This window comes from Pseudomonas sp. GW704-F2 (assembly GCF_059423025.1).
In genome coordinates this window covers 51,854-65,233 of sequence record NZ_JBWKXO010000014.1, presented here as the reverse complement: position 1 = coordinate 65,233, position 13,380 = coordinate 51,854, and the positions used below count along the sequence as shown (strand labels likewise).

The 13,380-nt window shown below is 63.1% G+C and carries 13 protein-coding genes; 12 read left to right on the top strand and 1 reads right to left on the bottom strand.

The window, feature by feature from the left end; genetic code table 11:
* Positions 1-140 precede the first annotated feature (140 nt).
* From AC07W0_RS14145 to AC07W0_RS14120, 6 genes are all read left to right on the top strand, one after another.
* Positions 141-1,004 (top strand): YicC/YloC family endoribonuclease, encoded by an 864-nt coding sequence (locus AC07W0_RS14145; RefSeq protein ID WP_017846058.1) that lies wholly within the window; start codon positions 141-143, stop codon positions 1,002-1,004.
* Between the two features lie 10 nt (positions 1,005-1,014).
* Positions 1,015-1,635, top strand: a complete 621-nt coding sequence (gene gmk, locus AC07W0_RS14140) for a guanylate kinase (protein ID WP_017846059.1) — start codon at positions 1,015-1,017, stop codon at positions 1,633-1,635.
* A gap of 167 nt (positions 1,636-1,802) precedes the next feature.
* Positions 1,803-2,066 carry a DNA-directed RNA polymerase subunit omega gene (gene rpoZ, locus AC07W0_RS14135; protein ID WP_003176920.1) on the top strand — a complete coding sequence of 88 codons (264 nt, stop codon included), beginning with the start codon at positions 1,803-1,805 and terminating at the stop codon, positions 2,064-2,066.
* A gap of 60 nt (positions 2,067-2,126) precedes the next feature.
* Positions 2,127-4,232, top strand: coding sequence for a bifunctional GTP diphosphokinase/guanosine-3',5'-bis pyrophosphate 3'-pyrophosphohydrolase (spoT, locus tag AC07W0_RS14130; RefSeq protein WP_102617855.1), 2,106 nt, complete (start codon positions 2,127-2,129; stop codon positions 4,230-4,232).
* Between the two features lie 24 nt (positions 4,233-4,256).
* On the top strand, positions 4,257-4,637 hold the full coding sequence (locus AC07W0_RS14125; protein ID WP_003176922.1) for a RidA family protein: 381 nt from the start codon (positions 4,257-4,259) through the stop codon (positions 4,635-4,637).
* Positions 4,638-4,693: 56 nt separating this feature from the next.
* A complete protein-coding gene (locus AC07W0_RS14120) occupies positions 4,694-5,437 on the top strand; it encodes a hypothetical protein (RefSeq protein WP_017846061.1) in 744 nt (247 codons plus the stop codon).
* 128 nt (positions 5,438-5,565) lie between these two features.
* Here the strand turns inward: AC07W0_RS14120 and AC07W0_RS14115 are convergent, their stop codons facing one another.
* Positions 5,566-6,417, bottom strand: coding sequence for an SDR family oxidoreductase (locus AC07W0_RS14115; protein ID WP_017846062.1), 852 nt, complete (start codon positions 6,415-6,417; stop codon positions 5,566-5,568).
* A gap of 189 nt (positions 6,418-6,606) precedes the next feature.
* Between AC07W0_RS14115 and exbB the strand changes: the two genes are divergently transcribed.
* From exbB to AC07W0_RS14085, 6 genes are all read left to right on the top strand, one after another.
* Positions 6,607-7,578: a tonB-system energizer ExbB gene (gene exbB, locus AC07W0_RS14110; RefSeq protein ID WP_102617856.1), complete on the top strand. Its 972-nt coding sequence runs from the start codon at positions 6,607-6,609 to the stop codon at positions 7,576-7,578.
* 6 nt (positions 7,579-7,584) lie between these two features.
* Positions 7,585-8,010: a TonB system transport protein ExbD gene (gene exbD, locus AC07W0_RS14105; protein WP_017846064.1), complete on the top strand. Its 426-nt coding sequence runs from the start codon at positions 7,585-7,587 to the stop codon at positions 8,008-8,010.
* Positions 8,007-8,756 (top strand): TonB family protein, encoded by a 750-nt coding sequence (locus tag AC07W0_RS14100; protein ID WP_017846065.1) that lies wholly within the window; start codon positions 8,007-8,009, stop codon positions 8,754-8,756. Before exbD ends, AC07W0_RS14100 begins: the two co-directional genes overlap by 4 nt.
* 228 nt (positions 8,757-8,984) lie before the next feature.
* The gene (locus AC07W0_RS14095; protein ID WP_046488968.1) at positions 8,985-9,905 is read left to right on the top strand and encodes a hydrogen peroxide-inducible genes activator; all 921 of its coding nucleotides are present in this window, start codon (positions 8,985-8,987) and stop codon (positions 9,903-9,905) included.
* A gap of 8 nt (positions 9,906-9,913) precedes the next feature.
* Positions 9,914-11,989 carry an ATP-dependent DNA helicase RecG gene (gene recG / locus AC07W0_RS14090; protein WP_017846067.1) on the top strand — a complete coding sequence of 692 codons (2,076 nt, stop codon included), beginning with the start codon at positions 9,914-9,916 and terminating at the stop codon, positions 11,987-11,989.
* 77 nt (positions 11,990-12,066) lie between these two features.
* The coding region (locus tag AC07W0_RS14085; RefSeq protein WP_495029332.1) for an HDOD domain-containing protein at positions 12,067-13,380 on the top strand (1,314 nt) is incomplete at its 3' end.

Below are 13,380 nucleotides of genomic sequence, written 5' to 3'. Positions count from 1 at the left end.
TCGTCGACTGGCGGTGCTTTGTCAGTGCCAGGGTTTGGGGCCAATCGTCCCACTGCGCTACACTCCTGCGCCTTCGCAGCCTGTCGGCTTCAATTTACCCATCAGCCCGCCATCGCGGGACTGCAACGCGAGGTACCTCCATGGTGCACAGCATGACCGCCTTCGCCCGCGTCGAAAAAGCCGGCGCGCAAGGCACCCTGAGCTGGGAACTGCGCTCGGTCAACAGCCGCTACCTGGAGCCGCACCTGCGCCTGCCGGAATCGTTCCGCGACCTCGAAGGCGCGGTACGTGAAGCACTGCGCCAGGGCATTTCCCGCGGCAAGCTGGAGTGCACCCTGCGCTTTACCGAGGAAACCACCGGCAAACCGCTGCAGGTCGACCGCGAACGCGCCGCGCAACTGGTCGCCGCCGCCGAAACCATCGCCGGCCTGATCAAGCAGCCGGCCGCGCTGAACCCGCTGGAAGTGCTGGCCTGGCCCGGCGTGCTGGTGGCCGACGCCAGCGACCCGCAAGCCCTCAACGCCGAAGCCCTCGCCTTGTTCACCCAGGGTTTGAAGGAACTCAAGGCCGGCCGCGAGCGCGAAGGCGCTGAGCTGGCCCGCCTGATCAGCGAGCGCCTGAGCGCGATCGAAGCCGACGTGGTCACCTTGCGCGAGCTGGTGCCGCAGATGCTCGCGACCCAGCGCCAGAAGGTCCTCGACCGCTTCGCCGACATGAAGGCCGACCTCGATCCGGTACGTCTGGAGCAGGAAATGGTCCTGTTGGCGCAGAAGAGCGACGTCGCCGAAGAACTCGATCGCCTGAGCACCCACATCCTTGAAGTACGCCGCGTGCTCAAGTCCGGCGGCGCCGCCGGTCGGCGCCTGGATTTCCTGATGCAGGAACTCAACCGCGAAGCCAATACACTGGGCTCCAAGGCGTTCGATCCGCGCAGCACCACGGCGGCGGTCAACCTCAAAGTGTTGATCGAGCAAATGCGCGAACAAGTACAGAATATTGAGTAAGGCAACTTCCATGACCCACAGCACCGGCACCCTTTACATCATTTCCGCCCCCTCGGGCGCGGGCAAGAGCAGCCTGGTCAAGGCCCTGACCGACGCTGACGAACAGATCCGCATCTCGGTGTCCCACACCACCCGCGCCATGCGCCCGGGCGAGGTGAACGGCGTTCACTATCACTTCGTCGAGCGCACCGAGTTCGTCAAGATGATCGAGCACGGCGCCTTCCTTGAGCGCGCCGAAGTGTTCGGCAACCTCTACGGCACCTCGCAAAGCCACCTGCAACAGACCCTGGACGAAGGCCACGACCTGATCCTGGAAATCGACTGGCAGGGCGCCGAGCAAGTGCGCCAGCTGATGCCCAAGGCGCGGTCGATCTTCATCCTGCCGCCGTCCCTGGAAGCCTTGCACCAGCGCCTGACCAACCGCGGCCAGGACAGCGACGCGATCATCGAAGGCCGCATGCGTGAAGCCGTCAGCGAAATGAGCCACTACGTCGACTACGATTACCTGATCATCAATGACGATTTTGCCCACGCTCTGGACGATTTGAAGGCGATTTTCCGCGCCAATCAGCTCCAGCAAAAACGCCAACAACAGCGTTTCGGCAAGTTATTGGCCGAACTGCTCGGTTGATCAGCTCTTCCCAAAACCGCTGCGAGGGCCTTACATTGGCACTTGCAGCGGTTTTGCGAGAGCCTGGGAAAAATCAGCGCTTCCCTAAACGCTGGTGATTTTTTAAACTGTTTAGTCCGCTCGCCCAACCGGGCAGCGCGCATCTTGCATTCGCTCCGAGGAATACCATGGCCCGCGTAACCGTTGAAGACTGCCTAGAACACGTGGATAACCGCTTTGAGCTGGTCATGCTCTCTACCAAGCGTGCCCGTCAACTGGCCACTGGCGGCAAAGAGCCCCTGGTCCAGTGGGAAAACGACAAGCCTACCGTTGTCGCTCTGCGCGAAATCGCTGAAGGCCTGATGAGCTACGAGTTCATCGCCAACGCCGAGATCGTTGAAGACGAACCGCTGTTTGCAGCGTTCGAGGACGAGTCCAACGAGGCCGTCTAAGCCTATGCCTGGTCGACGTAGCACGGCGCGGTGTCAACGCACGCGGCAGGAGTCCATCCTTTGCCGAGCATAGACGCCCTCGCCGATCGCTTATCGACCTACCTCGGCCCAGACCAGGTCAACCTGGTCCGCCGAGCGTATTTCTACGCCGAACAAGCCCACGACGGCCAACGCCGCCGCAGCGGCGAGGCGTATGTCACCCATCCTCTTGCGGTGGCCAATATTCTCGCCGACATGCACATGGACCATCAGAGCCTGATGGCCGCGATGCTGCATGACGTGATCGAAGACACCGGCATCGCCAAGGAAGCGCTCAGCGCGCAATTTGGCGACACCGTGGCCGAACTGGTCGATGGGGTCAGCAAACTGACCCAGATGAACTTCGAGACCAAGGCCGAAGCCCAGGCGGAAAACTTCCAGAAGATGGCGATGGCCATGGCCCGGGATATCCGTGTGATCCTGGTCAAGCTGGCCGACCGGCTGCACAACATGCGGACACTGGAAGTGCTGTCCGGCGAAAAACGCCGGCGCATCGCCAAGGAAACCCTGGAAATCTACGCGCCCATCGCCAACCGGCTGGGCATGCACGCCATTCGTATCGAATTCGAAGACCTCGGCTTCAAGGCCATGCACCCGATGCGTTCGGCGCGCATCTACCAGGCGGTCAAGCGTGCCCGGGGCAACCGCAAGGAAATCGTCAACAAGATCGAAGAGTCGCTGAGCCATTGCCTGGCGATCGACGAGATCGAGGGCGAGGTCAGCGGGCGGCAGAAGCACATCTACGGCATCTACAAGAAGATGCGCGGCAAGCGCCGGGCCTTCAACGAGATCATGGACGTGTATGCGTTCCGGATCATCGTCGACAAGGTCGACACCTGCTACCGCGTATTGGGCGCTGTACATAATTTGTACAAACCCCTGCCGGGCCGCTTCAAGGACTACATCGCCATTCCCAAGGCCAACGGCTATCAGTCGCTGCATACCACGCTGTTCGGTATGCATGGGGTGCCGATCGAGATCCAGATCCGCACCCGGGAAATGGAAGAGATGGCCAACAACGGCATCGCCGCCCATTGGCTGTACAAATCCAGCGGCGACGAGCAGCCCAAAGGCACCCACGCCCGCGCGCGCCAGTGGGTCAAAGGCGTGCTGGAAATGCAGCAACGTGCAGGCAACTCCCTGGAATTCATCGAGAGCGTGAAGATCGACCTGTTCCCGGACGAGGTCTACGTGTTCACGCCCAAGGGCCGGATCATGGAGCTGCCCAAAGGCTCCACGGCCGTCGACTTTGCCTACGCCGTACACACCGATGTCGGCAACAGCTGCATCGCTTGCCGCATCAACCGGCGCCTGGCCCCGCTGTCGGAACCGCTGCAAAGCGGCTCCACCGTGGAAATCGTCAGCGCACCAGGCGCCCGGCCGAACCCGGCGTGGCTCAACTTCGTGGTCACCGGCAAGGCGCGTACCCATATTCGCCACGCCCTGAAACTGCAGCGCCGCTCCGAGTCCATCAGCCTGGGCGAACGCTTGCTGAACAAGGTGCTCAACGGCTTCGACAGCGCCCTCGAGAAAATCCCCGGCGAGCGCGTGCAAGCGATGCTCAGCGAGTATCGCCAGGAAACCATCGAAGACCTGCTGGAAGACATCGGCCTGGGCAACCGCATGGCCTATGTGGTCGCCCGTCGCCTGCTCGGCGAAGGCGAGCAATTGCCAAGCCCGGAAGGTCCGCTGGCGATTCGCGGCACCGAGGGCCTGGTGCTCAGCTACGCCAAGTGCTGCACGCCGATCCCGGGCGACCCGATTGTCGGGCACCTGTCGGCGGGCAAAGGCATGGTGGTCCACCTGGACAACTGCCGCAATATCAGCGAAATCCGCCACAACCCGGAAAAATGCATCCAGCTCTCGTGGGCCAAGGATGTCACCGGCGAATTCAACGTCGAGCTGCGGGTCGAGCTGGAGCACCAGCGCGGCCTGATCGCCCTGCTGGCCAGCAGCGTTAACGCGGCCGACGGCAATATCGAGAAAATCAGCATGGACGAGCGCGATGGTCGCATCAGCGTGGTCCAACTGGTGGTCAGCGTACACGACCGCGTACACCTGGCCCGCGTGATCAAGAAACTGCGCGCCTTGACCGGTGTGATCCGCATCACCCGCATGCGTGCATAGCCCACCTCTTACAAGGAGTCATTCATGACCAAGACTGTTATCACCAGCGACAAAGCCCCAGCCGCCATCGGCACCTACTCCCAGGCGATCAAGGCGGGCAACACCGTCTACATGTCCGGCCAGATCCCACTGGACCCAAAGACCATGGAACTGGTTGAAGGCTTCGAAGCACAAACCGTACAGGTCTTCGAAAACCTCAAGTCGGTCGCCGAAGCTGCCGGTGGTTCGTTCAAGGACATCGTCAAGCTGAACATCTTCCTCACCGACCTGAGCCACTTCGCCAAGGTCAACGAGATCATGGGCAAGTACTTCGAACAGCCTTACCCAGCCCGCGCCGCTATCGGCGTTGCTGCCCTGCCAAAGGGCGCACAGGTTGAGATGGACGCGATTCTGGTCATCGAGTAAAACACCCGGCGCAGCCTCCATAGGCTGCGCCGACTTCGTTTTAAAAGGATTTCATGATGCGCAAAGCGCTTGTAGCCTCTTCGTTGCTCGCCCTGTTGCTCGGCGGCTGTGCCAGCAACCCCGCCGACCTGGATGTGAGCGGCACCTGGATCAACCAGGTTGCCATCGACGCGGCAGCCAAGGGCGGCCCTTTGCGTGAAGCACTGCAGAGCTTTGGCCCGAACCTCGAGTGGGACGTCAACACCAAGGCCCTGCAGGCCCGCTACTACAACGGTTTTGAAGTAGCGGAAGGCAAGTTGCTCGGTGAGAAGCCCGGTGCCTGGAGCGTCGACTTCTACGGCAGCGCCGCCACCGATCTCAAGCGCAAAGGTCGGCAACTGCTGCAAGTGGCCAACGACAACGAGCCCGAACAGCTGTTTGCCCGCGCCAAGGAACCTGCACCGGAAGGCGCGCCATTGGGCGCCAACTTCGAGCGCGCGCTGTACGCCGCTTATATGGGCGGCGACTGGAAAATCGCCAACGGCAATGGCGAAGGTGCCACCGTGCAGTTCCAGGCCAACGGCCAAGTGGCCGGCTTGCCGGGCGCCGATCGATATTCGTTATGCCTGGCGGGTGATTGCGCCTCCATGAGCGGCGGCTACGACAGCATGTGGTTGCAACGCAACGGCGTGGGCAATGCGTGGATCTTTGCCCGCAAGGGCAAGCAGCTGGAAATCTTCCAGGCGATCAATACCTCGCAGGCCGACGAAGTGCCCTCGTTTACACCGGGGCCACGCCAGTGGCTGCTTGAAAAACAATAACCGTCATCCCACAGACCTGAATGCGGGAGGGGCGATGCGACGATTCGACTTGCTCCCGATCGCGGTGCATCAGCCACTACAACCGTGGCTGACAAAGCAAACCCCCTCCCACCTTTTCTGACCGCGGCTCAGCCCTTCAGGATGGCCGCGTAGCCTTCGCGATAACTCGGATACGTCGGCACCCAGCCCAACGCCTTGGCCCGGGCGTTGCTGCATTGTTTGCTCCCGGCGCGGCGCACACTGGCGTCATCGGACCATTGCGTCACACCCAGGTACTCACGCAACCAGGCCACCACCTCGGCCAACGGCGCCGGTGCGTCATCGACACCGATATAGATCCGATCCAGCGAACCGCCCTGCTCCACATGCCGCAACAAAAACGCCAGCAGGCCAGCCGCATCATCGGCGTGGATCCGGTTGCCATATAAAGGCGGATCGATCGCCACGCGATAACCCTGGCGCACCTGCGTCAGCAGCCACTCGCGGCCCGGCCCGTAAATCCCGGTCAAGCGCACGATGCTCGCCGCAATGCCGCTGTTCAGCGCGACTTGCTCGGCTTCCAGCATCACCTGCCCGGAATAGCCTTTTGCCTGGGTCTCGGACGTTTCGTCGACCCATTCGCCCTGCTGCTGCCCATACACACTGCTGCTGGACACAAACAGCAGATGCTTGGGCTCCTGGCCGTAATCCTTCAACCACTCCAACACATGCTGCAACCCTTGCACATAAGCGGCGCGATAACCGGCTTCGTCGTGATCCGTCGCCGCCGCGCAATACACCAGGTAATCCACCCCGCCGATCGGCCAGGTGTCAGGGCAATCCTTATTGAACAGGTCACCGGCAATGCCGATCACGCCATCGGGCAGGCGCGAAATATCACGCCGCAGGCCATGAACCTCCCATTCCGAGGCGAGCAATTGGCTGGCCAGCCGACTCCCCACATCGCCACAACCGGCAATCACAACAGAAGGCGCAGACATCACAAAACTCCGTACTGAAAGGTCTAGATTAGCCGTCGCAGGAGACCAGCGGCCAGAAAAAGGACAAATAAAGTTACTGTATTACTTCTGTTAACAAGAATTACTTGCAATAATAACGACCCATTTGTCCTCGACCTCGCAGGGTCTGGAAGGACGATCACTCATTTTTTTCTCTCAGGTCCGGCCAGCATGACACGTAATACACACCCCGCTTCGCCAACCAAACTTCACAGTCCATCCCGCGCCTGGCGTGCGATTGCGGCGCTGCTGTTCAGCGTACTGCTGGCACCGACCGCCGCATTCGCTGATGCCACCGCGCCGGCGGCTCCTGCTGCTGCCGAACAGAATGCCACCGCCGCCCCTGCGGTGCCGGCCGCCACAGACCCAGCCCAGGCTGCAGTGCCGGCCACCGCCGACGAGCCCGGCGTGGTGCTGGAAGAAAACAACACCCTTGGCATGGCCCACGACCTGTCGCCATGGGGCATGTACCAAAACGCTGACGTGGTAGTGAAAGCCGTGATGATCGGCCTGGCCATCGCCTCGATCATCACCTGGACCATCTGGATCGCCAAAGGCTTCGAACTGCTGGGCGCCAAGCGCCGCCTGCGCAGCGAGATCGTCCACCTGAAAAAGGCCACCACCCTCAAGGAAGCCAGCGAAACGGCGACCAAGAAGGGCACCCTGGCCAATACGCTGGTACACGACGCGCTGGAAGAAATGCGCCTGTCGGCCAACACCCGCGAAAAAGAAGGCATCAAGGAGCGCGTGGCGTTCCGTCTCGAGCGCCTGGTGGCAGCCTGCGGTCGTAACATGAGCAACGGCACTGGCGTGCTGGCGACCATCGGTTCCACCGCGCCGTTCGTCGGTCTGTTCGGTACCGTGTGGGGCATCATGAACAGCTTCATCGGCATCGCCAAAACCCAGACCACCAACCTCGCCGTCGTCGCTCCCGGCATCGCCGAAGCCTTGCTGGCGACCGCCCTGGGCCTGGTTGCCGCGATTCCCGCGGTGGTGATCTACAACGTCTTCGCCCGTTCGATTGCCGGCTACAAGGCTCAGGTATCGGACGCGTCGGCAGAAGTCCTGCTGCTGGTCAGCCGCGACCTCGATCACCTGCCTTCCGAGCGCAGCTCGCAACCGCACATGGTGAAAGTGGGGTAATCGGCCATGGGCCTGCATTTGAATCAAGGCGACGACGAACTCGTCGAGAACCACGAAATCAACGTCACGCCGTTTATCGACGTAATGCTGGTGCTGCTGATCATCTTCATGGTGGCGGCCCCCTTGGCCACCGTGGATATCAAGGTCGACCTGCCCGCCTCCAGCGCCAAACCCGCGCCGCGGCCGGAGAAACCGATTTTCCTCAGCGTCAAGGCGGACCAGCGCCTGTTCCTGGGCGAAGAAGAAGTCAAAGCCGAAACCCTGGGGCCGGCGCTCGACGCCAAGACCCAAGGCAAGAAAGACACGACGATCTTCTTCCAGGCCGACAAAGGCGTGGACTACGGCGACCTGATGAGCGTGATGGATGCCCTGCGGGCAGCCGGCTACCTCAAGGTCGGCCTGGTCGGACTTGAGACGGCAGCCAAAAAATGATCACGACGCGCCACAAACTGACGCGTTATGGCACCAGCCTCGCCGTCGTGCTGGGCGTGCATGCCATCGCGATTGCCATCGCGCTCCACTGGTCGGCGCCGCGCACGGTCCAGCTGCCACCGGCGGCCATGGTCATCGACCTGGCGCCGATGCCCGCACCGCCGCCGCCGGCACCGCCCAAGGTGGTCACGCCGCCGCAGCCGCCCGCCCCGGTGGAAGAGCTGCCGCTGCCGAAACTGGCCGAAGCGCCCAAGCCGACGATCCAGGTGCCCAAGCCGGTCAAGCCCAAGCCGAAACCCCAGCCGCCCAAACCGGAGGAGAAAAAGCCCGAGCCGCCCAAGGAGAAACCTTCCGAGACGCCACCAAGCGACACGCCGCCGACCAATACACCGGCGGAGAAATCGGCCCAGCCCGCACCGGGCCCGTCGCCGCAACAGGTCGCCGCCAAAGCCTCCTGGGAAGGCGCCCTGCTGGCGCACTTGCAGAAGTACAAAAAGTACCCGCAAAGCGCGCAGAACAGTGGCAAGGAAGGCATGAATCGCTTGCGCTTCGTGGTCGATGCCGAAGGCAATGTGCTGTCCTACGAGTTGGTGGGCCGCTCCGGCAACGCCGACCTGGACCGCGCCACCCTGGACATGATCCGTCGCGCCCAGCCATTGCCCAAGCCACCGGCCGACATGGTGAAAAGCGGCAGCATCGAGATCGTCGCGCCGTTCGTTTACAACATCGAGAAGCGTCGCCGCTAAAGGCACGCGCCGGGCTATGTGAGAGGGGGCTTGCTCCCGATGACGGTACATCAGTCGACACGTCCTCGACTGACCCATCGCCATCGGGAGCAAGCCCTTCCCACATCGGGTTTTATCGCTTCAGCAAAATCTCGCACATTCCCCGCTCAATCCTTATCAAAGTTCTGATAACGTGTGTCTATCGATTGCAGCCGGTATGCTTGGCTCGCAACCTCATGGACGCCCGCTATGACTCTTACAGAATTACGCTACATCGTGACCCTCGCCCAAGAACAACACTTCGGCCACGCGGCCGAGCGTTGCCACGTCAGCCAGCCGACGCTGTCGGTGGGCGTGAAAAAGCTTGAAGACGAACTCGGTGTGCTGATTTTCGAGCGCAGCAAAAGCGCCGTGCGCCTGACCCCGGTTGGTGAAGGCATCGTTGCCCAGGCCCAAAAGGTCCTGGAGCAAGCCCAAAGCATTCGCGAACTGGCCCAGGCCGGCAAAAACCAGCTGACCGCGCCGCTGAAAGTCGGCGCCATCTACACCGTCGGCCCGTACCTGTTCCCGCACCTGATTCCGCAACTGCACCGCGTCGCGCCGCAGATGCCGCTGTATATCGAAGAAAACTTCACCCACGTGCTGCGCGACAAACTGCGCAACGGCGAGTTGGACGCAATCATCATCGCCCTGCCGTTCAACGAGGCTGACGTGCTGACCCTGCCGCTCTACGACGAGCCGTTCTACGTGCTGATGCCGGCCTCGCACCCGTGGACGCAGAAAGACAGCATCGACGCCAGCCTGCTCAACGACAAGAGCCTGCTGCTGCTCGGTGAAGGCCACTGCTTCCGCGACCAGGTGCTGGAAGCCTGCCCGACCCTGACCAAGGGCCACGACGGCGCCAAACACACCACCGTGGAATCCAGCTCCCTGGAAACCATTCGCCACATGGTCGCCTCCGGCCTGGGCATTTCGATCCTGCCGCTGTCGGCGGTGGACAGCCATCACTACGCCCCGGGCGTGATCGCCGTGCGCCCGCTCACGCCGCCGGTGCCGTTCCGCACCGTGGCGATCGCCTGGCGCGCCAGCTTCCCGCGGCCCAAAGCCATTGAGATCCTGGCCGACTCGATCCGCCTGTGTTCGGTGGCCAAACCGCCTGCTGCGAGCTGAGCCACTGTATGACTGAGCTGTCGCAGGTGTCGGTGACGGCACTCAAGGGTGTCGGCGAAGCCATGGCCGAGAAGTTGGCCAAGGTCGGCCTGGAGAACCTTCAGGACGTGCTGTTCCACCTGCCTCTGCGCTATCAGGACCGCACCCGCGTGGTGCCCATCGGTCATTTGCGCCCTGGGCAGGACGCAGTGATCGAAGGCACCGTCAGCGGCGCCGACGTGGTGATGGGCAAGCGCCGCAGCCTGGTGGTGCGCCTGCAGGATGGCACCGGCGGCCTGAGCCTGCGCTTCTACCATTTCAGCAACGCGCAGAAGGAAGGCCTCAAGCGCGGCACCCGCGTGCGCTGTTACGGCGAAGCACGCCCCGGCGCCTCGGGCCTGGAGATCTACCATCCGGAATACCGCGCCATTACGGGCGACGAGCCGCCGCCGGTCGACACCACCCTGACGCCGATCTACCCGCTGACCGAAGGCCTCACCCAACAACGCCTGCGCCAACTGTGCCAGCAGACCCTGACGATGCTCGGCCCGAAAAGCCTGCCCGATTGGCTGCCCGTGGAGCTGGCCCGCGACTATCAACTGGCGCCGCTGGACGATGCGATCCGCTACCTGCATCACCCACCGGCCGACGCGGACGTGGACGAACTGGCCCTCGGTCATCACTGGGCGCAGCACCGCCTGGCGTTCGAAGAACTGCTGACCCACCAACTGTCCCAGCAACGCCTGCGCGAGAGCATGCGCTCCCTGCGCGCCCCGGCGATGCCCAAGGCCACGCGCCTGCCCGCGCAGTACCTGGCGAACCTCGGCTTTGCGCCGACCGGTGCCCAACAGCGCGTGGGCAATGAAATCGCCTACGACCTCAGCCAGCCCGAACCCATGCTGCGCCTGATCCAGGGCGACGTCGGCGCGGGCAAGACCGTGGTCGCCGCCCTCGCCGCCCTGCAGGCACTCGAAGCCGGTTACCAGGTGGCGCTGATGGCGCCCACTGAGATTCTCGCCGAGCAGCACTTCATCACCTTCAAGCGCTGGCTCGAACCGCTGGGCCTGGAAGTGGCGTGGCTGGCGGGCAAACTCAAAGGCAAAAACCGCACAACCGCGCTGGAGCAGATCGCCAGCGGCGCACCGATGGTGGTGGGCACCCATGCGCTGTTCCAGGACGAAGTGCAGTTCAAGAACCTTGCGCTGGTGATCATCGACGAACAGCATCGCTTCGGCGTGCAACAGCGCCTGGCCCTACGCCAGAAAGGCGCGGGCGGGCGCATGAGCCCGCACCAATTGATCATGACCGCCACGCCGATCCCGCGCACCCTGGCCATGAGCGCCTACGCCGACCTCGACACCTCGATCCTCGACGAACTGCCGCCCGGCCGCACCCCGGTCAATACTGTGCTGGTCACCGACTCCCGGCGCGTGGAAGTCATCGAGCGCGTGCGCGGCGCCTGCGCCGAAGGCCGCCAGGCGTATTGGGTATGCACGCTGATTGAAGAGTCCGAAGAGCTGACCTGCCAGGCCGCCGAAACTACTTACGAAGACCTCACCAGCGCCTTGGGCGAACTCAAGGTCGGGCTGATCCACGGGCGCATGAAACCGGCGGAAAAAGCCGCGGTGATGGCGCAATTCAAGGCCGGCGACCTGCAACTGCTGGTGGCCACCACGGTGATCGAGGTCGGGGTGGACGTGCCCAACGCCAGCCTGATGATCATCGAAAACCCCGAGCGCCTGGGCCTGGCGCAACTGCACCAGCTACGTGGCCGCGTCGGCCGGGGCAGCGCGGCCAGCCACTGCGTGCTGCTGTATCATCCGCCGCTGTCGCAGATCGGCCGTCAACGCCTGGGCATCATGCGTGAAACCAACGACGGTTTTGTCATCGCCGAAAAAGACCTCGAACTGCGCGGCCCCGGCGAGATGCTCGGCACCCGCCAGACCGGCCTGCTGCAATTCAAGGTCGCCGACCTGATGCGCGACGCCGACCTGCTGCCGGCAGTGCGCGATGCGGCCCAGGCCCTGCTCGAGCGTTGGCCGGATCACGTCAGCCCGCTGCTGGATCGCTGGCTCAGGCATGGGCAGCAATACGGCCAAGTGTGACGCCTGTTTCACTTATCCGACCAACATTTGTATCAAGCTGGTTATACTCCAAAGACTGTACGAATTTGGATCAGGCCATGTCAGAAGTTGCCCACGCCGCCGCACCACTGACCGCCCCGCCGGTTATTCGGGCGCTGCTCGCGAAACTCTCCATCAGCTATACGGAAGTCGCCGAACATCCGGGCCTGAACCCTGCGCGAAAGATCCAGGCGGTGCTGCTGGAAGATGCGGTGGGCGCGCTCATGGTGCTGTTCCCGCAGAACCAGTTGCTCGACCTCAACCGCCTGACCGAACTCACCGGCCGCCGCCTGACATCGGTGTCGCCGGAACGTATCGAACGCATGCTGGGCAAGCATGACCTCAGCCTGCTGCCCGGCCTGCCGGCGCTGACCAGCTCACCTTGCCTGTATGAAGGCAGCCTGCTCGATGAGTCGAGCCTGCTGGTTCACTCGGGCGAAGCCGGTTTGCTGCTGGAGATCGCCAGCGCCGACTTCAAGACCATGCTGACCAAGGCCAGCGCCGCTCAATTCGGCGAGCCGCTGAGCAACATCCGGCCCAACCTCGACCGGCCCCATGATGACCGCGAGGAAATCACCCAGGCCATGCAGGCGTTCACGGCCCGGCGCATCCAGCAACGCCTGGAAGCGACCATCGAGATTCCGCCGCTGGCCGACACTGCGCAGAAAATCATCAAACTGCGCGTCGACCCCAACGCCACCATCGACGACATCACCGGCGTGGTCGAAACCGACCCGGCGCTGGCCGCCCAGGTGGTCAGCTGGGCCGCCTCGCCCTATTACGCCTCGCCGGGCAAGATCCGCTCGGTGGAAGACGCCATCGTGCGGGTGCTGGGCTTCGACCTGGTGATCAACCTGGCACTGGGCCTGGCCCTGGGCAAAACCCTGAGCCTGCCCAAGGACCACCCGCACCAGGCCACGCCGTACTGGCACCAGTCGATCTACACCGCCGCCGTCATCGAAGGCCTGACCCGCGCCATGCCGCGCGCGCAACGCCCGGAAGCCGGCCTGACCTACCTGGCCGGTCTGCTGCACAACTTCGGTTACCTGCTGCTGGCCCACGTGTTTCCGCCGCACTTCTCGCTGATCTGCCGACACCTGGAGGTCAACCCGCACCTGTGCCACAGCTATGTGGAGCAGCATTTGCTGGGTATCAGCCGCGAACAGATCGGCGCCTGGCTGATGCGCTACTGGGACATGCCGGACGAACTGTCCACCGCCCTGCGCTTCCAGCACGACCCGTCCTACGACGGCCAATACGCCGAGTACCCCAACCTGGTGTGCCTGGCCGTGCGTCTGCTGCGCAGCCGGGGCATCGGCTCCGGGCCGCACGAAACCATCCCCGACGAGCTGCTTGAACGTTTGGGCTTGAGC

Bases quoted from the DNA above. Each gene is read 5' to 3' on its own strand.
- AC07W0_RS14145 (WP_017846058.1), top strand. From the start codon at position 141: ATGGTGCACAGCATGACCGCCTTCGCCCGCGTCGAAAAAGCCGGCGCG.
- gmk (WP_017846059.1), top strand. From the start codon at position 1,015: ATGACCCACAGCACCGGCACCCTTTACATCATTTCCGCCCCCTCGGGC.
- rpoZ (WP_003176920.1), top strand. From the start codon at position 1,803: ATGGCCCGCGTAACCGTTGAAGACTGCCTAGAACACGTGGATAACCGC.
- AC07W0_RS14125 (WP_003176922.1), top strand. From the start codon at position 4,257: ATGACCAAGACTGTTATCACCAGCGACAAAGCCCCAGCCGCCATCGGC.
- AC07W0_RS14120 (WP_017846061.1), top strand. From the start codon at position 4,694: ATGCGCAAAGCGCTTGTAGCCTCTTCGTTGCTCGCCCTGTTGCTCGGC.
- AC07W0_RS14115 (WP_017846062.1), bottom strand. From the start codon at position 6,417: ATGTCTGCGCCTTCTGTTGTGATTGCCGGTTGTGGCGATGTGGGGAGT.
- exbB (WP_102617856.1), top strand. From the start codon at position 6,607: ATGACACGTAATACACACCCCGCTTCGCCAACCAAACTTCACAGTCCA.
- exbD (WP_017846064.1), top strand. From the start codon at position 7,585: ATGGGCCTGCATTTGAATCAAGGCGACGACGAACTCGTCGAGAACCAC.
- AC07W0_RS14100 (WP_017846065.1), top strand. From the start codon at position 8,007: ATGATCACGACGCGCCACAAACTGACGCGTTATGGCACCAGCCTCGCC.
- AC07W0_RS14095 (WP_046488968.1), top strand. From the start codon at position 8,985: ATGACTCTTACAGAATTACGCTACATCGTGACCCTCGCCCAAGAACAA.
- recG (WP_017846067.1), top strand. From the start codon at position 9,914: ATGACTGAGCTGTCGCAGGTGTCGGTGACGGCACTCAAGGGTGTCGGC.